Annotated in this window: 12 protein-coding genes; 7 read left to right on the forward strand and 5 right to left on the reverse strand. The window is 61.1% G+C overall.

Annotation, left to right across the window (positions count from 1 at the left end; all coding sequences use genetic code 11):
* Nucleotides 1-1,412 precede the first annotated feature (1,412 nt).
* From AC4LGL_RS22880 to AC4LGL_RS22890, 3 genes are all read left to right on the forward strand, one after another.
* The gene (locus AC4LGL_RS22880) at nt 1,413-2,351 is read left to right on the forward strand and encodes a ParA family protein (protein ID WP_491840775.1); all 939 of its coding nucleotides are present in this window, start codon (nt 1,413-1,415) and stop codon (nt 2,349-2,351) included.
* Nucleotides 2,352-2,388: 37 nt separating this feature from the next.
* A complete protein-coding gene (locus tag AC4LGL_RS22885) occupies nt 2,389-2,979 on the forward strand; it encodes a ribbon-helix-helix domain-containing protein (RefSeq protein ID WP_491840776.1) in 591 nt (196 codons plus the stop codon).
* 362 nt (nt 2,980-3,341) lie between these two features.
* Entirely contained in the window at nt 3,342-3,764 is a 423-nt protein-coding gene (locus tag AC4LGL_RS22890; protein ID WP_491840777.1) for a hypothetical protein, read from the forward strand.
* A gap of 934 nt (nt 3,765-4,698) precedes the next feature.
* On the opposite strand, the gene AC4LGL_RS22895 is transcribed toward AC4LGL_RS22890, so the two are convergent.
* From AC4LGL_RS22895 to AC4LGL_RS22910, 4 genes are read right to left on the reverse strand one after another with little or no spacing between them, the layout of a single operon-like run.
* Complete coding sequence (locus AC4LGL_RS22895; RefSeq protein ID WP_491840778.1) at nt 4,699-5,823, reverse strand: hypothetical protein; 1,125 nt, start codon at nt 5,821-5,823, stop codon at nt 4,699-4,701.
* 17 nt (nt 5,824-5,840) lie between these two features.
* Nucleotides 5,841-7,319: a type VII secretion protein EccB gene (eccB, locus tag AC4LGL_RS22900; RefSeq protein ID WP_491840779.1), complete on the reverse strand. Its 1,479-nt coding sequence runs from the start codon at nt 7,317-7,319 to the stop codon at nt 5,841-5,843.
* Nucleotides 7,319-9,088: an AAA family ATPase gene (locus AC4LGL_RS22905; protein WP_491840780.1), complete on the reverse strand. Its 1,770-nt coding sequence runs from the start codon at nt 9,086-9,088 to the stop codon at nt 7,319-7,321. The genes eccB and AC4LGL_RS22905 overlap by 1 nt, the downstream gene beginning before the upstream one ends.
* Before the next feature lie 57 nt (nt 9,089-9,145).
* Nucleotides 9,146-10,582, reverse strand: coding sequence for a hypothetical protein (locus tag AC4LGL_RS22910; RefSeq protein ID WP_491840781.1), 1,437 nt, complete (start codon nt 10,580-10,582; stop codon nt 9,146-9,148).
* A 31-nt stretch (nt 10,583-10,613) separates the two neighbouring features.
* Between AC4LGL_RS22910 and AC4LGL_RS22915 the strand changes: the two genes are divergently transcribed.
* Nucleotides 10,614-11,510, forward strand: a complete 897-nt coding sequence (locus tag AC4LGL_RS22915; RefSeq protein WP_491840782.1) for a hypothetical protein — start codon at nt 10,614-10,616, stop codon at nt 11,508-11,510.
* On the opposite strand, the gene AC4LGL_RS22920 is transcribed toward AC4LGL_RS22915, so the two are convergent.
* Nucleotides 11,497-12,360, reverse strand: a complete 864-nt coding sequence (locus AC4LGL_RS22920) for a hypothetical protein (protein WP_491840783.1) — start codon at nt 12,358-12,360, stop codon at nt 11,497-11,499. The genes AC4LGL_RS22915 and AC4LGL_RS22920 overlap by 14 nt on opposite strands.
* Before the next feature lie 469 nt (nt 12,361-12,829).
* On the opposite strand from AC4LGL_RS22920, the gene AC4LGL_RS22925 reads away from it, so the two are divergent.
* From AC4LGL_RS22925 to AC4LGL_RS22935, 3 genes are all read left to right on the forward strand, one after another.
* Nucleotides 12,830-15,820, forward strand: coding sequence for a putative type IV secretion/conjugal transfer ATPase (locus AC4LGL_RS22925; RefSeq protein WP_491840784.1), 2,991 nt, complete (start codon nt 12,830-12,832; stop codon nt 15,818-15,820).
* The gene (locus AC4LGL_RS22930; RefSeq protein ID WP_491840785.1) at nt 15,810-17,831 is read left to right on the forward strand and encodes a hypothetical protein; all 2,022 of its coding nucleotides are present in this window, start codon (nt 15,810-15,812) and stop codon (nt 17,829-17,831) included. Before AC4LGL_RS22925 ends, AC4LGL_RS22930 begins: the two co-directional genes overlap by 11 nt.
* Nucleotides 17,832-18,483: 652 nt before the next feature.
* Nucleotides 18,484-19,365: a MinD/ParA family ATP-binding protein gene (locus AC4LGL_RS22935; protein WP_491840786.1), complete on the forward strand. Its 882-nt coding sequence runs from the start codon at nt 18,484-18,486 to the stop codon at nt 19,363-19,365.
* Nucleotides 19,366-19,370 lie beyond the last annotated feature (5 nt).

Consider the following 19,370-nt stretch of genomic DNA (forward strand, 5'->3'; position numbering starts at 1 on the left):
AGACGGCGATCAACACACCGAAACGGAGGTCGCCTGAAACACCCCGATCCACAGGTATTGACAATTGCTCATCAGTACCTAGCTGCGCCGGGAGCCTGGAGGGGAACCTGATTGTGTTTCGGTGACACTCACGGCTGGTACTACGGAAGACCGAGTTTCTCGATGCGGGCCGCCCGCTCTGTGGCATCTGATTGGGGTCACTCGTGCAGGCGCGGGAGAAAGCCTCGGCAGGAAGCAGTCATAGGGCGAGCGCCTGTCACTAGTGCACCTACCGCCGGGGCTGCGCGGTGAGCTTGCGTTGTGCGTGCCGGGTACGCCCCAGTGAACTCCGAACTTGGCCGCTGGTGCGCGAGCTCGTCTCGCCAGGGTTGAGAGAGATGGACAACGAGTCTGGGGTGCCACTCCCCCGTCGTGGGTGGGCAGCAGGCGGGATGGCGCTGCGGCTGATGTAACAGGAGGTTCGCAGTTGGACCAGGCGAGTCGCTAGCGCTTGTGCTTGGAAAGCGTCACTACGCTGGGGACATGCAGTCAGGATGCGGCAGAGTTGCGCCCCCAGCGTGTCGTGACTGCAAGCCGCATTCGCCGTGCGTCGACAGCCTGAATGCAAAGGTCCGAATGAGAGCCGAATCATCGCCGGTCGCTAGACCTCAAGCCAGCCAACTGGTGTCACGCGAGGGAAGCACCGAACATAGGTGCGTTGCATGGGCCTCTGAGACGGTGAATGCGAGTGGCGTTCCGAGACGCCCCAAGTCACACGTTGCGAAGGTGTTGTCTAGTGGTATGGCAAAGGGCGTGACATCGCCCGCAAACACGCCGCATGCGGGCGGTGTTCCTGAGCGCGTGACCAGACCCATGGCAAAGCGTCTGTGTAGGAGCGATGACAGTTTCGCTGCAACGCGCTTTGCAAGGCGGCAGTGTGGGAGCCTGCGTACGGGCCTGGTCAGCGGGCGATTTAGGGGTAATGCGACGAGGCTAGCTAAGCGTATCGATATGCGCTTAGCGATGCGGCTAGCGTGCCGACTGCAGACGCCGAAATGAACACGCGAAGGCAAGCGCAGCGGATCGCAGCAGCAAACGAGCGTGATTCAGCGTTAGGGAAGGCGTATAGGTATCGGCGATGCATGAACGATTGGAAGGCGTATGCCACCGCGCCACGAGTGAGGGTATGGAAGGTGGGTTGCAAGACGCTCTATTACACCGCTGGTGAGCAGTGCGTAGAGGCGGAAGGCATAGCTGCTGGGTATGGGCCGGGCAAGGAGCATCAACAGGCGCAACTCGTAGCACCGGGCATGCCGGCTAGCGAGGGGGATTGCAGGGCTGACAGCCACACCTCTCGATAGGGGTGTGTAAAGAATCGATAACAAGTGCATAGGTAAGCGCATAGCCAGGGGTGTCTGATGTAGCATTGCTATGTGACTACAGCCGTCGGGGTACTGCCCCCAAGGGTGCTTGTCGCCACCGGCAAAGGTGGGGTCGGCAAGACATCGATTTGCGCGAATGTGGCCGTGGCGATCGCCAAGAAAGTGGCCGACAAAGGCAAGCGCGTCCTAGTGCTCGATTGCGATCAACAGGCGACGCTAACCAAGTTTGACCTGGGCGTTCCCGAGGATTACTGGGATAAGGGCCAGTCTCTGGCGGCAGCGATGCAGTACGGAGCTGAGCTGATGCCTGTCACTCAAGTGAGGCCCGGCCTTGACGTGGTATGCGGAGGCCCGAGCCTGTCGCTAGTGTCAGCGTCTGCGGACGTCGCCGCTCAAAACGGGATCGATTTGGCGGCGAATTTGGCCCGCTCTGTTGAGCGACTGTGCCACCGCAATCCGTATTATCTGATAATCATCGACTCGGGCCCCGGCGACTCTGTTCGCATTCTTCAGCCCCTACTGCAAGTCTCCAGCCACCTGGTCGTGCCGACCAAAGAAGACAAGGGATCGATCGACGGCGTCGCGAATGTGGCTGCACGGTACAAGCTGGCCAAACGCAACGGATCGCTGATCAACCTTCTGGGTGTCGTACTTTTTGACGCAAATCCAAACGCCACCAAGCGGAACAAGGCGACTTTCAAGACGATCACCGACATGCTGGAAGGGTCAGGCGCTGACAGCTTCGAGAGCGTGATCCCCTCCAGCAAGGCTACTGCGCTTGATCAGCGCGAATGGGGTCTAACAGCCCAAGAACTGATCGACGTATCGAACTCGGAACCCTCGACGCTGCTCTCAACGATTCGAAACGGTGTGTCGCTGGAGAAGAAGCGTATGTGGAGTACCAATGTTGGTCCGCTAGCGACGGCGTACTCCCAGCTCAGCAACGAGATTCTGCAGCGGGTCAGACGGTCCGCGACGGCGTCAAGCTAGCCAAGGAGGCACGAAGAAAATGGCTAAACAAAAAGGTGTGTTCACCGATGAGCTCGGCGATATCGACGTCGACGACCTGCTGCCCGCCAGCATTCCCAACCCTAACGAAACCGTGCCAGGCTTGCCCCCGGCGCCGCAGACACCGCCAACGGCAGCGCAGCCTGTTGCCCAGCCCCAGGCGCCGTGGTCACCGCCAGCCACTGGCACTGGCCGGGTAACGGCGGCGGAGCAGGCCGCCAGCGTGCCCAGCGCTCAAGTCGACCCGGCGATTCACGATCGCCTGGTCAAGCTCACTGCCAAAGAGCGAGCCCGCAACACTACGACGGCGCGGACTTTCGCCCAGGTGGTGCTCGACGCCGTGGAGAAGCACCAGGCTGAGCTCGCGGACTTCTGGGTGAATCCGACCGAAACGCAGGGCTCCGGCCTGTTCCGCCGTCAGAAGGTCGCGACGTCACCCAAGCGGCGGCGCAAGCATGAGAAGCCGCCGGCCCGTATCCCATTGGGCGGCATCGACCCGGTGGATTTGGCGACACTCGACCAACTCGCCCTCGATTGGAACGCCGGGTCGCGCAGCGCCCTTGTAGAGCAGGCTCTGCGGTTCGAGTTCAAAATGTCCGCGGCGTCTTAGCGTCTGGAGTCCTGCGTGACCAGGCGTTACTCGGCCCTTAACCACCCCAATTCGGCTAATTCCTGCCTCAGGGCGCCACTGACGGCCCGTGCCATGCGCTCGGCGGGAGAACCATTGGGGGAGCGGCGTTCGTGCGCCAGCGGGGCTGCTGGCGCATTTACCGAGCGTGCGGGCGGTTTTGTCCGACCAGATGCCGGTGTTGGGGCGGTTGCTCGGTCTTGCCGCGCCGCTGCCGGCGGCAGCTGCCAAGCAACCGCACGGACGAAACCAAGTCCGCGCATTCAGTCAACCAAGCAGAGCCCCGCAGTCGCCACAACCGTCAACCCTGGCCCGCAGCTGATCACCGCGAAGGAGGGGAGGCTATGAAGTACTTGCCGGCTGTACTGCTCGCGTTCCTCGCCGCCGGAGCAGGCTGCATCGGCGGCGTGCTGCAATGGCTCGGGGGACCCGGCACCCAACCGGGACTCACCATCACGCATCTGGCCGCGGCCATCTTCATCTGCGCACTAAGCGCTGCGATTATGGGGTCGCTCGCGGGTGACGATCGAGACCGCCAGACACCATCACTGAAGGCGTACATCACCGCCACTGACGGCATCACAGTTATCCCGATGCTCGGCCCCTACGAGAACGAATCGATCGCGCTCGTCGACCTGCCCCACGCCAAGGCGCAATTCGACACCGAGGGCCGGTACGAATGGACCGTCCAAACCGCTGCTGTAGACACGACTCTCACCGGCGTCGGAAACGAACACTTCAACCCGGCGTCAGCTGCTAGCCCGTGAGGAACCACGGCGCCCCGGGGCGGCGTTGGCGCCGTTTACCTGTGGCCGGCGCGTCGAGGACTTCCCGTGCCCTGATAGGAAGCGGCCGGCTGACATCGCCCGGGCCACTGTCTGATGCCCAGGCGAACGGAACGTCGTCTGCTTGACCCGGCCAGACACCCAAACTCGACTTCGTGGTGCACCGTTCGACTAGCGGTGCCGTCGCCCCAAATGCCGCCCCAATGTGAACAGCGAGGTTGCGTACTAGGACTGACCTACAAGCGCGCCCACCTGCATGTTTACGAAACATTGGGTGTGGCTCTGACGCTCGTCGACGGCACAACCACGACCTCGCGAACCCGCCCAATCTGGACTTCGAAGCCGCCCCAAAAGAGCCTTTGGCGGCGACGTCGACAAACCCCTTGGCGAGTGACTTCATTTGCTCGTAGGCGGCCGGGCGGCGCGAGCCAGCCCGGGCCGCCGCCCCGCGGCGTAGCTGTGAGGGCTCAGAACGTCGGTGACATCGAGCTACGCTGCGCTGTCACAGCCCAGACCCAATGTGGTGACAGCTCTTTCGTCCACAGATCACGCAGTGCCGGATAGGCTTCGCGAATCTCCTGAGCGCAACGCGCTCGGAGCAGCCGTATCGTGCACGAGTGCGTTCAGCGCCTGTGATGTCCGCGGGCACCTGAGGCGGTGACGGTGCGCTTGCCGGCGGATGTACATCACGATGTCCGACTCCTTGCCATTCAGCGCCAGCCGAGCGAGGTGGACGCGCACGTCGCCGTCAACCGATTCCTTCGCCCACCCCGGGTCCGCTATGCCCTTTGACATGCGTATTCCCATCCATACCAGGTGGACTAGATGTGGTGTCTGTTAGGCAGGGTCGTCATCGGATCGGGATCGGGATCGGGAACCTCGATGGGGGAGTGGTACGGCCCGGTCGCAGCGGATCTCATCCGTGGCGTACGTAGATGAACGTGTGGTCAGCCAGCCCAGCGCCGGTGATCCCGGTGGGAAGGTCAGGTGTCTGCGCGGGAGTGTCGACGAAGATCACCCGGTAGGGCTTGCCGGCGAGATTGTCGCGATTTGCGCTGTGCCGGGCCGAGTTCTGGATGAGATTGGCTTGGTCGAGGGCGTAGTCAGAGATAGTCGCCCAGTGCAATCGGGCCGGCCCATTCTTGTCGCGCCGGGAGTTGTCGAGGCAGTGGGGGAGCCACTTCATCCATTCCCACTCCTGTACCTCTTGGGTGATGATCCCCAGCTGCAGATGCCGAGGGGCGTGGTTGTCTGCCAGGGAGCAGACCATGGCCCTGGCGGCCCCGAGCAGCTTGTCGGGGTCACCAGCGCACACGATGAATGGTCTCGTGAAGATATCGACTCCAATAGGGCAGTCGGGGATGACGTTGTGGGTGCGAATGAACCTCATGTAGGCCGCAGCCTGCACGGGTTCGTATGTCTCAGGGGCGTCGTTGGCTGTGGGCTTGATGTAGGGGTCCATGCGCCGATATCCGATGCCCACGCGGGCGGTTCCCCAAGGGTTGTTTTGCGCTGATTCGGCCAGCTCGCGGTCATTCAGTCCGGTGGAGACCTGAGTCTCTGTGGGAGGGGCGGTCGTCCACATCAGCGTGCTATCTCCGCACCGGCCCTCTAGCGTGGCGGGATGGGGGTAAATCGCTGTCTGGGTGTCATGGATGTGTCGTCCCAGCGCGTGGGCGTTGCTGCGTTGCTCGCGCAAATGAACGGCGTAGTCCTGGCATTCGATGCTCAACTCACCTTGCGGGTTGTTGCCGCCGAATAGGTGGCCACCACCGCCGATCATGCCGATCATGCCGATGATGCCGAACATGCTCATGATCATCATCGGATTGAACTGGCGCACACCGAGAAGGATCATCACCCCGATAACGCAGAGCACCAGGGCAATGACGAATCGGATAAGGATCGTTCGACTCATCGGCGTCGGCGGCTGCTTCTTGAGCTTCCCCGGCGAGTTCACGTCGACAGAGACCTCTTCGCCGTTGATCTTCGTACCGAACTGGATCGGAACCCGGGGTACGGGGCTAATCGGAGTGGTCATGAAAGTCTCCTGTCAGATCACTGGTTGTCGGGCTTGGGGGCGGCCTTTTGACGCAGATCCGGACCTGAATTCTCGTGTAAGACCAGCGCATCGGACTTCGATAACGTCGGCCCCTGTCCATAGAGCTTGGCGATGCTCCATGGGATGAGAAGCGGCGGCTTTTGGTTGATCCCGAGGGCCTGCACCGTCCCGTCGTAGCTGTTGCCATCGAGCCCGATCGCATACCGGACACCCTTGTCATCGATCCACAACAGCTGCTCGCGTGCCTCAGAGGTGCGGTTTTCACCGGTGACCCGCACATACCAGCCTTTCCCCGGAGCGGTGAAAGCCTGCTGGGCCTGCTCGACTCCGGTCGCCTCAAGCAGCCCGACGATCTGTGACGCATCGTCTGGCGCGATGGGAAGTTGGTCGCCGATGGTGAGTTTGGTTGTCGCGGCGGCATCGGTGGCCCCACGAGTCCACGTCCAGCAGATCACCGGCGACTGAACGTATACCGGCGCCTGCGACGGAAAGGCGTCAACATCGACGTGCTGCACGCGCGGAGCTTTCAGCAGGTCTGTCGCCGGCGTTGTCGTCACCGTCGAACCGGCCGCCGAAAGCAGATCAGCGACAAACTCGGGGACCTCCTGGACGCCGTCACCGTAAACAACGGTGAACACGTCGCTACCCGACACTGTCTTCGATCGCGCGATGTCACCGTTCTTCATCCCCGCAACAGCAGCGCTAGGCTGCCCGCGGTCGGCGATGAACGGCGCGGTGATCGGGGGAGCGGGTGTGATCGCATTGAGCAACCCTCGCGAGATTGGCGCGGCTTTGCCCATGACGGCCGGGGTCAGACCCAACACCGTCTGAGCCGCTTTGTCCTCACCACTGACGGTCGCGCGCCGGTTACCCCACAGCACCCACACCTGACCAGGTGTGTCAGGGTCGCGCATCGCCACTGCCGTGGGCACCCCCAACTCTTTCTGCCCCCTGAGATCGCTCACACCGGCGATAAGTGTCGTCTTGACAGATTGGTTGGTGGTCAACGAAAGCGAAGCGCTGTGAGCGTCACAGACCGTCCAACGGGCAGTGTCGTCCGCGCGTGGTGCCAGCATCTCCGCGCCGTGCAAAATACCCATCGTTTGGCCGCGTGGGCGCGTGTCCAAGACGGCGTCCTTGACCGGTTTGGCGGTCTGCGGGGACCCCAGGATCAACCGGGCAGAGGCCAGGTTGAGCACTGGGTGCAGCGACCCGCCGTATTCGATGTACGGGCTGCCTGAAGCCGTCACGACGAACTTGGCATCACGCTGGTTGGACTGAGGGCTGATCTTGGCAACAATGAACCCGACTACACACAGCAGCACCATGGCCGCCGCGCCGCTCCAGATCGCCATGGACTGATTGCGGTGCGGTGTTTCCAAATCTTTGGTGTCTCGCCGAATCATTGCCTTCTCGACCCGAGCTGTCTGCCAGCGCGTTCCCCACAACTGCGGTTTGGTCACCAGAAAACGCATTAGGCTGCCTTCCCCCCGAGCGGCTTTCGTGTCAACACGTCGAATGCTCTCTGGACGGCGGACACAGTGAGCGTCTGCAAGGCCTGGTCATCGACATCGTCGCCCAGGCAGTCATCCATAGTCTCGTCGAGAGCGTTCGCTGAGGCGGCCTCCATCAGATTCCGGATGAACCGACCATTGCCAAGCTCATCGATAACGAGACGACCAGACGGCCCGTGATCGGCGTAAAGCGCCTTCGATTTTGATCGCAGGAACTCCACAGCCTCCTCCGGCAGGACGTACTCCTCGGTCTCGCACCACAGCTGAGCAAGCGCAATCAGCTCCTCGATGCTGTACGAGGTGAAATCGAACCGGGTGGTAAACCGCGATGACCATCCTTCGTTGGTTTCCAACAGGCGGTCGATGTCATCGGCATAGCCAGCGATGATCACCACAACTCGATCACGGTTGTTCTCCATGAACGCCAGGATCTCTGTCACGGCTTCGGCGCCGAACGAATCCTTCGAACCGGCCGTGCCAGTGTCGGCAACCAGCATGTACGCCTCGTCGATAAACAGCACACCGTCGAGCGCTTCCGCGAGCTTGTCCTTCGCTTTGCGCGCGGTCCACCCTGAGTACTCCCCGACGAAATCAGCACGGCTTGTAGAGACAAACTTGTCGGTCGCGATGATCCCCAGCCCGGCGTATATCTTGGCGACGACTCTGGCGACTGTTGTCTTGCCAGTCCCAGGGGGCCCCGTGAACGCCAGGTGCGTGGAGGCCTTGTTGGCCCGCAGGCCGCGTGCCTCACGCAGCTTTAACCCGCGCACATAGTTGCAGTGCCTCTTAATAGCCGCTTTGAGCGAGTCCATACCAACGAGCGCGTCGAGCTCTGCCAACCCCTCCTCGAGCAGTCCTCCGCGCTTGGTGGCCATCTCCAAGGATTGAGCTTCTGCCAGAGTCGGTTCGGTCTTGACATCCCAGGGATCGGTGCGGCGGTCGATGAGCTCGGCTCTTGTTAGCCGGAGCCGAATATCGGTGTTGTCCAATGCTGTTTGGAAGCGAGGTTGTGGTGACAGCGACAATGCGCGCTGCAGGTACTGGGAGGCTGACTGCTGGTCGTCTTCTTCGCGCCACGTCAGCGCGATCCAGTACGCCGCCTCGGCCGCGGCCTCGGCATCAACAAGCCCCGCATCGGTCGGCAACAGTCCTACCAGGTGATCGCGAGAAGCGTTGAAATTGCCCAAATGAGCGTGCGCGATTCCGGTGAGCAAACGCGCATACAAGGCCATGGCTTCCGCTGACGAGCTGACCACGTGAGCAGCCTCACGTAGCACGTCAGGAAAACGGGAAGTCGTGTGGTGCAACCACGCTCGAAGTAGGTAGGAAGCTTCATCGTGAATCCTGGAAAGCGCAGACTCGGCCTGGCTGTACTGCTTGCCGAGTACCAGCGATGCTGAGTGAGCCAAGTCGATACCAGCGGGGGTTGTCAGCGGCGCCCGCAGACCGGCGAAACCCAACGGAAGGTGAGGATGCCGGTCGAGAATCACCTGCATGTACTCAGAGTCGAGCTGTGTAAAGCACGTGTCGAAGGTGTTCTTCGTCGACACGATCCGCTGAAGCAGATCAATGTCCACCGCTCCGCCGCGGCTGGCGGCAAAGGTGATCCAAACATCGCATTGCGTCGGGTCAATCGATGCGCAATAGCGCAGGGTCGCTTCAGCGTTGACCGAATCGCCATCGTGGATGAACCTGATTGCGCCTGCCAGGCGGGTCAGCAGTTCTGTCATGATTCTGCTCGCTTCTCGCTTTCCGGAACGTACTTGAACTGTCTGTGATAGAGCTTTTTACCGGGGCACCCCGCCTGCGGGATATCCGTTGATGGTGATCGTCGATATAGCGAAAGTGGAGTTGATGTCCTCATCGCTAGGTCCATTGTCCCCCTCAACTGGAGGGGGAGGAACGGTCTGGAAAATCTTCCCGGTGACGACTTGAGTGGCGACACAGGGAATTTGGACAGTGGCACCCGTGTGCGCTGACGGATCGATGTCCTGCGGATACGTCTGTCCACCGACGCGCCACATGATGCGGGTGACGATCCGATGTTCATTCCATTCGTTGCGGCCGTTGTTGTCGACGTGCTCGAAACCTGGAATGACGAAAATCGAACAGACCACGACCGGCTGGGAATAGACGATGATGATCGTCTGCAAATCGGTGTTGAAAGCGCGCACACACACCCAGGCGGTCTCCTTCTTACCGTCGAACGCGTTGGCCGCCGGCTGTGACCGTGCTGGGCATCCCGGTGCCTTGACATCGTCGGGGGGCAACGGTGCAGCTGCTGGCCCTGCAGGCGGGGCGGCAGTGTCGACAATTGGATCGGCCGGCTTCACCTCGGGCGGCGCGGTGGCCGAGGAACCAAACATCAAATGGCCGCCCCAGATGGTCAGCGCGACAACAACGCCCACCGCGACGATCTTCTGAACAATCCCTAAGGGCGCCCAAAGCCGCCGATGCTGATCCTTGAACCACTGGGAGATTGCCCCGGGGTCCGCTCGATCGGGTTCGGGATCCACAACGATGGAACCGGGGTCGTAGGTATCTGAGTCCGATCCATGCGTGCTTTCCCACAATGATCCGGGAGGCGGTACCTCGTCGTCATCATCGTCATCACCGTCGGGGCCAGCGGGGTCTAGGCGGTCGTCAGCGTGATCGGCGCCGCCCTCGTAGATATGAGGGAGTTCCTCGGTGTCGTCATCGTGGGTGGGTTGCGCACAGGAGAACCCGTCACTCTCGTGATCACCGTCAGGCGATAGTTGACGCGGTGGGGTTGCGGGAAAACCGGAAAACGGTTCATCGCCGGAAAATGCACGAGTGACATCGGTCGCCGCGGTTGACGGAGGGGCCGACGGATCGCCGTCAAGTGGCCACGCCTCGGCATCGCTATCTGTCAGCTCGTCATCGTCGAAGATATTCCGCGGATTCGACGTAACGGCGACAGGCGCATCAACGGCGTATCGGCGCTGCACTGATTCCTGATGAGCCTGCTCGGCCTCTGAGGACCGCTGATCTGGAGTCCTGCCATCGCTGCCGACTGTGTCGCGCTCAACGGCGTCAACGAGCTGATCCAAACCATCGCCAGTAGCCAGGAACCGGCGAAAGCGGTCGTGGTGATCGTCGGCTTTGCGGACTGTTCCCTCCTCCTCCAAGGCAGGTTGTGCCGGCACGGCGGATCCGAGTTGAGGCAATTGAATCCGCGGGATACGGAAGTCTTCACGCGACACTTGGCTCTCCTGACGGCAGTAAAATTCTCTTATGCTCAAATTCCTCGACCCCAGCCGAAACCGTTACGCGGGGCTGATTTTCGCTGTCTTTGTGCTGTGCGGGCCCGTCGCGCTGATCGTCGCCGGCTGGGCTGCATGGAATGCGCATTCCAAACAGCCCATGTCTACTTCCAGCTACATCGGACTCAACACAACGACCGCTCAGATTGAGCTTTTCGCCGACCAGGTGGTGCGGCTGAGTCTCACTGGGGTGGGGGAGCAGAGCCGTAGAACGCTGGCGTCCATGCTGGTCGATCCACGCGCGGTTTCTCTCGCAGAGGATCCCTGGAATGTGACGAGTACGAATGTGAAGACGATCAAACGCGTAGCCGAAGAGCCAGATTCGGCTGAGTGGGAAGTGGAAGTTGAGGTGGGGTACTCCGCGCCGGGATCTGGGTTGGTGCAGTTCGGAAATATGGTCGTCAACGTTCTTTCTTCCGGCGGGGCCTACAAGGCGACCGCTCTCCCACGGTTTAGGAATCCGGAGGTCCGCTCCATGCAGGTTGGGCCGGGTTACGCCAGCCCGGTCGATGTAAGCAGCGCGCTGGGGGAAACCATCGCTAACTTTGCGACCGCCTACTTTGTTCCGGGGTCCAGCCTGGACATGGGTCGCTATGTGACGGGGAGCTTTCCTAAAGACGAAAAGCCGTTGGCGTCGAGTCCTTTCACGTCGGCAACCGTGCAGACGATCCTCTCCAAGGAAGCTCTGCCGGTGGAGTCCGCTCCTGGCGACGCCGTCGACGTATTGGTCACAGTCCACGGTGGAGCATCTGAAAAGACGTGGTACACCATGCAGATCCCGCTGCGAGTGGCGGTCACCGATCAACACCAATGGGCGGTCAGCGCCATCCTTGAAACCGTTGATGTCGGCAAAATCATTCATCGCTAGCCGTCCGCCCGATCGCGAAAAGATCCTCGGGTGCGCCACGCTCTGCAAACCGGGCCCGCAGGTTGGAGACAAACGAGGACGATATCTGGCGCATCTGTCGATGAACTTCCTGCAACGCCTCCATGTCACTCTCGCTCAAGGGGAACCGCATTGCGTCGATGTAGCGGGAAAGCTCGCGTCGCTTGCTCTTCGGCACGCTACGCAAGATGTGATGCGCTCCCATGTGCGCTGCATGCGACCGCTCATAGCTATCAGCTTCGAGGAGCGGACGCGGTTCGTAGGAAAGTAGATCGATAACGGTGAACCCACCGAAGGTGTAGCAGCCGCCAGACAGCTTCCCCTTCGTCCCATCGGGCTTGATCACCGTAAGAGACTGTCCCTGAATTCGATGCTTCACAATCAGTGTGATGCTGACATCGTCCTCATCCGAAACCGATATTTCTTTTGTCGACAAAGTCAAAGATGGGTTGCTGATTGTTGAGTCCCAGTCTGGCGCCCACCGGATTCCAGCCTTATTAATTCGAACATACCCGGGTGTCCGTGACTGATGAATATAAGCGTAGCTGGAGCGATCATTGAGCATCCACATGTCGGGCTTTGGTGAATGCGCACTGATCCAGACGGAGCTGTTCTGATTGAGCACTCCGCGGTTGGTCAGATCAGAGAGATCAATCAGCGCCTCAGTTAAAGACAGCGGCGTGTCCCCGTTGTCCTGAGAGTAGAGGTAAGCCTCCAAAAAACGCTCCTGACCCAAGCTGAACCCGAGGGCTGTTACCCAGTGATTGTAAGTGGCCCGGAGGTCGACCTGTCCGCTTGCAGACGATTGCCCAAAGCTGCTTTCGAAGGACATTTTGGGGCGCTATCAAAGCCAGAATTGGGGAGTGCATGAGGTCACAATTGGGCCAAAAGCGGCTATCGAAGCGACCCCCGAGAATCGTAATACCGCAGGTGGGCCCGTTTTTAGGATGGACCTTCGGAAGGTCGGGGCGAGCTGCCTTGGGTGAGCAATTGGGGCAGCCGAACCCGGAGCGGAACTCCTATGGGAGGGGCGATGTTTGGGGCGCGGCGAGGACTGGACCGCCTTCATCCGAACCCATGTGAGTGTCAGAATTTCGCCGTCCATCGACGTCTAGGCCGTGCCCATGTGGCCCCATGGGCTACATGTTTCCAAAACTGATACATCGCCTGGTTCGCACGTCGTGCAACGCAGGCGGAGCAACAGATTTCGTAAACCGTGCACAGGGCAGTTGGGTTTAAGCGGACTGATGCCCCGAAGGCCGTGCGAGGATTGTTCCACGTGCTAGACGGGAAGGATTTCAATGCGGCGGATCTGGTTCTTCACCGCACGACAACGGCCACCGTTTGAGTGGTCAGTGCTGGGAACCCGCATTGGAGCCTTCACCGGTTCTATCGGCCTGAGCGGATTTGCCGCGATGTTCGTTCTGACCAATATTGACCACACGCTGGCCGGATGGATTGTATGCGGCATTACGGTCACAGCCGCACTCGTCACCGCGCGTTGGCTGACGGCAATGGCACCTCCTCGTCCGGGCATTGTATTAAGGGAAGGAACACAGTTGGGACTTCTGCGCAGGCGTCTGAAGGATCCCGAATGGTCAAACGAGCGAAAATGGCCGTCGCCGATATCTGCCCGGCACGGCAACATTGTGATCCTGAAAAATGGTGACGCATGGGTGAACTATCTGGTCGAGGGAATCAACTTCACGAGACATGACATCGACTCGGTGGAGTCGGGGCAGCGCGCAAACGCACGTCTTCTCGCCAAGCTGGCTGGTCTCGGCTTCATCGGCGAGGTGTATGCGCGTGGCGTCAAGGTGAAGGTGCCCGCAGAAGTTTTGACCCGCCGCTGCATCGACCACGTTCCCAACTGGGCTCAGTATGAGAAGACGTGGTATCGCGCCGCGAATGAAGGGCTGAACCACTTCAACAACATGTACAAAACGGGGGAGCGCAACAGTTTCGAACGCCCGTTCTGGCTGGGAATGAAAGTCGGGTCGATCGACCTGAAACTCTATGAGCGCGTCCTGGACTCGGTTGGGCTTGCTAGTCCGCAGGCCGGCGTGGACACCCAAGAAGTTCAATCACGGGAACGGCAGATCTTCGAGGCGATACCGCCTGAGTTTCGGCCCGTTCGCACGAATCCTTCCGACCTGGACTGGCTGCTGGAACGAGCGAGCACATTGGGGTTGAGTGGTTCCACTGTGCCGGTCATGCCGGCTCGGACTCGAACCCCGTCGATGGTTCCGGGGAACAACAACTTTCGGCTCGTGACGCTCACAACTGGTCACGAGGCCGACTCAGTGACCGACATGTTCGTCGAGAGTTGCACCGAACAATCTTCGGGAGACCCTAAGCGGCTGCAACGGGTTTTCCGTGACGGGATTGTGCACCGGTATCGGTCTTTGCGTCGGGAGAGCAGTGTCGCGGTGCACACTCCGGGCCGGCGAACTGCCGACTTGCCTGACGGGTACACCACCTACCAGACGATGCTGACCTTGGCATCGGGGCCATCCATGCAGGGTTCCTACGCGATTCAGAAAATGACGGGGATCGTGGACGGCTTTCACGGGCTCGACGGCGATGTGGTGATCCGCGTTACCTTCACACCGCTGCCCGGACGCAAAGCGGCCAAAGTGCTCGCAAAAGCACAGCGACGCAACGATGCTGACGACGAGGCACTGTCACGATCAGAGTTCGACGCTGTTGAGTACGCCGAGAAGGACGCGCAGCTTCGAAACCTGTATCGCCCTGCCAGCAGTGAGAACATGCTGGCCAACGTTCACCTGAGTTTCGTTTTCGGCGCAGCCAACCACCGGGCCCTTGACCACAAGGTTCAACGAGTCATCGACGAGATGGCTTCTTCCGAAGACGGCAGCGACGACAGCTTCCAGCTGTATCGACACGTGGGCTCGCAGGTCGAGCTGTGGCAGGCGATGCTTCCGTGCACAACCGCCACCGGCCTGATCGACGACACGCGACTCAGCCTCACCCCTGCACTGCTGGGCGCGGTGATGCCGCTTCGTCGCCAAACACTGGGTGACCCCTACGGCTGGCCGATCGGAGTGAACAAGGAGAACTCACTGGGCCAGGTTGTGTACAACGATCTGATCAATCCCACTGCCGGCGGAGACGGCTCCATCCTGCTTTTCGGGGAGCAAGGCGTCGGCAAATCGGAATTCATCAAAGTGCTCAGCGGCGCCGTCCACGATCTTCTCGGGGAAGTGTGGTCTATCGACCCAGTCGGCGAGATGGTGGTCTTCGCAGCGGAGTTCCCTGACTCGATTCCCGTTGACCTCATGGCGCCAAAGGTTTCGCTGGATCTGCTGAAATGTCTGCCGGCTGAGGAAGCAACCCCAGCGTGGCTGGACACGTGGTGCCCGCTGCTCGGTGTGGAACTCAACTCCCACGAGTACGAGCGCCTGGCTACCGTCATCGCACCCGCCTACCGGGAAGTGCACTACAGCCCGCTGAGCACTGCCCCCGGACTGCGAACGACCCGCCAGGTTTTCGAACACATCGCGCACCAAAGTGATGAAGTCGCCGTCCGGCTGCGTCGAGCATTCAACGCCATCAAGGCACTTCCCGGGGCTGCCTGCTTGCTCGACCCAGTTGACGTCGACAGCGGAAAAGTCAAAGATCTGCCGGCATTCAACGCCAGCCAATCGCGCTTCGTGGTGTTCAACACCCGCCAATACCTACTCCGCGACGGCGAGACCGCAACCGCAACAAGCAGTCGCATGGCCACGGCGGTTTTCACGACGATCGCCGCGCTGGCCAAGTTCTACTTCGACCGATCGCAGCGAGTCAACCTGTTCACTCTCGACGAGGCTCACTCTTACGACGCGCCGATCATCAAGCGCAACATCCTGTCCGATACCAATAAGAAGGGGCGCAAGTTCAAGAACATCGTGCTGGTCGGCACCCAGACAGCCCAAGACCTCGGCGACAGCCTGGACTTGGTGACAAAACGGGGGAGCTTCCGCCAACGCTCTACTGAGAACGCTATCCCCGCGCTGGCCAAAGTTCACGTCCCGCCGACCCCCCGGGCACTGAACCTGATCGCACATGACCTGTCCCCAATCGGTGACGACCCTGAACGCCCCAACCAAGTTCGGCCTGGCCGCGAAGGCGAACTGCTGTGGTACGACGGGGCGCGCGTGGGCAAGATGCAAACGTTCCTACCTTTCATTCCCAGACGCGTGACCGCCGCGGACACCAGGCCCGACAAAATCGTGCGCGTCGACGATTTAGGGTCGGCCAGCATCGAAGGTCGCCACCGTGTGGGCTAACTGGGTCCTGGCCCCCCTAAACCTCATTGACCGCAACGGTGCAAAGGCCGCGCACTACCGGCTCTTCCTGGACGGGGGATGGGGCCCGGGGGAATTCTTCGCCTGGTTCACCAGCGACATCATGTACCTGTTCGTCATCGTCCCGTCGGCCTACTCCTCACAGCTGCTGGATTTCGCGATCAATCCGGGGGGATGGCTAACACCCATCGAAAAAGCCTGGACCACAGTCACAGGCGCAATCTTTGCGTTCATCTCGCCGACCGTGCTTCTGGCGGCAGTGTTCCTTGCTGCACTACTCGTCATCGCAATCCGAGCTCGCAACACCGACGAGGCACTCAAAGCGATGGCCCAGCGCACGGTGGCTTCGCTGGGCATGTACGTTCTCATCCTCGCGCTGCTGTACAACCCGGCCGGCACACTACGCAATGTTCTCACCGGCTGGGTCAGGCTTCTGGGAGGCTTCAACGACGACGCCGCGGCCATCGCCGGCTCAACTCCCACCAGCGAGGCCTCCCAGGCACCGGCAATCGAGGTCGGCGATGTCGTAGCCGATGGAACAGACAGCTCGGTGCTGACCAACTTCCTGCGACCACTGACCTGGATGCTCAACTACGGCTCGCAACTGTCCCCTGAGTGCGCCAAGCAATGGGCCAGACTCGTCGAACTCGGGGAACCGATGTCGTGCCTGACGGACGAACAGATCCAAGCATCGCAAAGCGTCGGAACTACTTTCCTGATGACGCTATTTGCCCTGATACCGGTGTTCATCTTCTTCCGATTCGGCGTCGTTGTCGTCATCACCTTCGCCACCCACCTGATTCTGGCGATCGCGCGGTTCGCCGCGGCTGCCGCAATGGCAGCCGCATCCCCGTGGCAAGACCGACCCCTTGACGAATTCATGCGATTCATGGTCTCGGCCGTGGCGAACCTGCTCATCGCCTCAGGAATCGTCACCCTAGCGCGACTGGGGCCGCAAGCAGCGGTTGGAATCGCCGAAGCAATCACCAATTCGACACTGGTGCATTTCGCCGTCCTGGTGGCGGCCTATCACCTGCTGACCACCTTCGTGTGGGCGCTCGAAAAGAAGTTCGGCCCGATCCGCGACTGGCTGCTCAAGGCGGCAACCAACGCCACTCCGTCCGCACAGGACCCCTCCTCACGGTGGTGGTCACTTGCGTTCCCCGGTGGCTTGAACCCCCAAGCCACGGCCCTGGACCGAATGATCTCCACTGTGCGGCAACGGGGATCGCAATGGGCCACCCAAACACGCGAGCAGGTCAAGCAAATGGCGAACGACAAACTTCTGTCCAGCACAGCGGGCAGCCCCGCCGCGGGATCGACCAGCGCAGCGGCAATGCCCGGCGCCATCCCTGATACCCCACAGACTCACGGCGCAATGGCTGTGGTTGACACCATCGGTGACCACGCCGGCCAACCTCTCGCCCCATCACTGGTGACCAAAGTGCAGTCGATTCTGAATCGGCTCACGGCGCGAAGCCCAAGCCGGCCCCAGCTTCCAAGCGCTCCGCAGAGCCTCCAGCTGCCCTCGCCGCCGAACTCGCCCCAGCCCGACTCCCAGACCTCCGACAACGGAGCCCTCCCAGCGCAGTCGACAACCGCGGCAGCCGACTCCGCCGCGGCTTTGCCGCCCCAGAGCGACCCACATGTCCTCGACACCCGCCAACGCTGGCGCGCACGCCTGAGGCAAGACGCCAGCGACCTCGTCACGTCCACCTCATCGCCGCAACTTCTGAGCAGCCCAGACTTCGATAGCCAACGACAACAGACGGTTTCGACATTGTCGGACCCACGAGGCAACCCGCTTGAGCCCCTCGATCCCACGTCGACACCAGCGACATACCTGGCGCGCATTTCGTACATGGAGGTCATCATGCGGGCCATGGGCTGGGAGGGAACTCTAGATTCTCATGCGTTACTACCCGCCGGTACAACGTTTTTCACCTCAGGAGTTGATGAATCCGGCAACTGGGTTACTGAATTTCACAGCTGAACCGCTTACTTCGAGGAGATCGATGATGCCCCAGCACGCAGACCCCAACGACCCAAACCCGAGCGTCGGTTCGACGAACGAACCGCACAATGCCAACCCACACAACGGCGGCCCTGAGACCAATGCAAACAGCGGGACCGCTCATCAGCCACAGGCGCCGTGGTCAAACGTGCCGCCTGCTCCCGACTTCGAAGACCCATCTTTCCTCCGGCAGAGGCAACTCAACCCGCACGTCGACCCGTGGGAGAGAACAGAAATCAACGTGCCGGTCGCAGACAAAAGCCGCGGCGCCCCGGTGCCTCCACCACCAGCTGTAGAACAGGCTCGAGCACCCTTTCCCCCGCCAATGCAGATGGACGTCGATCCGGGCCGGTGGGACAGTGCTGAGTTTCGCCGGCCCGGCCCCGCCGACGGCCGCCGACGGCCTCCGGCGCCAGCACCGAACTCTCACGCTGGTCCATCCGGGTACCCCAACATCCCTGATCACTTCTACCCTCCGGCCGCGGCTTCCACTCAAAGTGACGAGGCAGCCTGGCCGCCAGCAGAGGCAGACTCCGCCCCGCAAGAGCCCGCCCCGCAAGGACCCGACGAGACAGCCTGGTCCACCGCGGCCGCCGAACGAACCGGGCCCAAGCAGGGTTGGCGTGGCGGGGTGGCCAAGATCGGCATCAAGCTGCCCAAGTCGGCACGTGAGCTCGACTACGACCGCGACGTGCTGCGCATGAAGAGGAAACTGGCCTACCCGCAGAACGTCGTCGTCGTCAGCCTCAAGGGCGGAGTGGGCAAGTCCACTTCAACCATCGCGATCGGCTCCACGCTGGCCCACCACCGCGATGTCAGTGACGTCGTCGCATTCGACAGCGCCACAGATGGCTCGCTTCGCCGGCGGATGCCCGTCGAACAGAACCGAGCCGTCACGTCCGACACCCGGCTGTTCCTGAGTTCGGTCAACACCCGCAAGCTCTCGGGCAGCGAAATCCAGGTTCAGCTGTACTCCAACCCCGCCGGCCTTCAAGCGCTCGTGGCTGCCCAGCACTACCAAGACTACGAACTCGCTGCAGACGAATTCGGAACAATCTTGGGTGCACTGCACAGGGAGTACATGGTCAACCTGGTCGACATGAGCCCAGACCGTCGGGTACCGACATTCTGGCCGGCAATCCAATCAGCACACGCGGTGGTACTGGTCACCACACCGAACTCGATCAGCATCGACAACGTCAAACGCTTCATCGACCTTCTACGCGACTCCAAATACAAGTACCTGCTCACCCGCACGGTACTGCTGTGGAACGACGCAGCCCCGGGCAAAGAAGTCGTCATCAACGTCAACGCCACCAAGAACGTACTCGTGCGCGAACTATCGCCACAGAACGATCCATCGACCTGCTTGGTTGACATCCCGCTGGATCCCCATCTGGCCGCCGGGGGAGAGATCAACCTGTCTCTGCTGCGCAAGGACACCAGGCGGCAATTCGAACGAGCCGCCGCACTGCTGATGGACAAACTTCCCGACCGAACTGCCCAGCACTGAACACA

This window comes from Mycolicibacterium arcueilense (assembly GCF_058536225.1).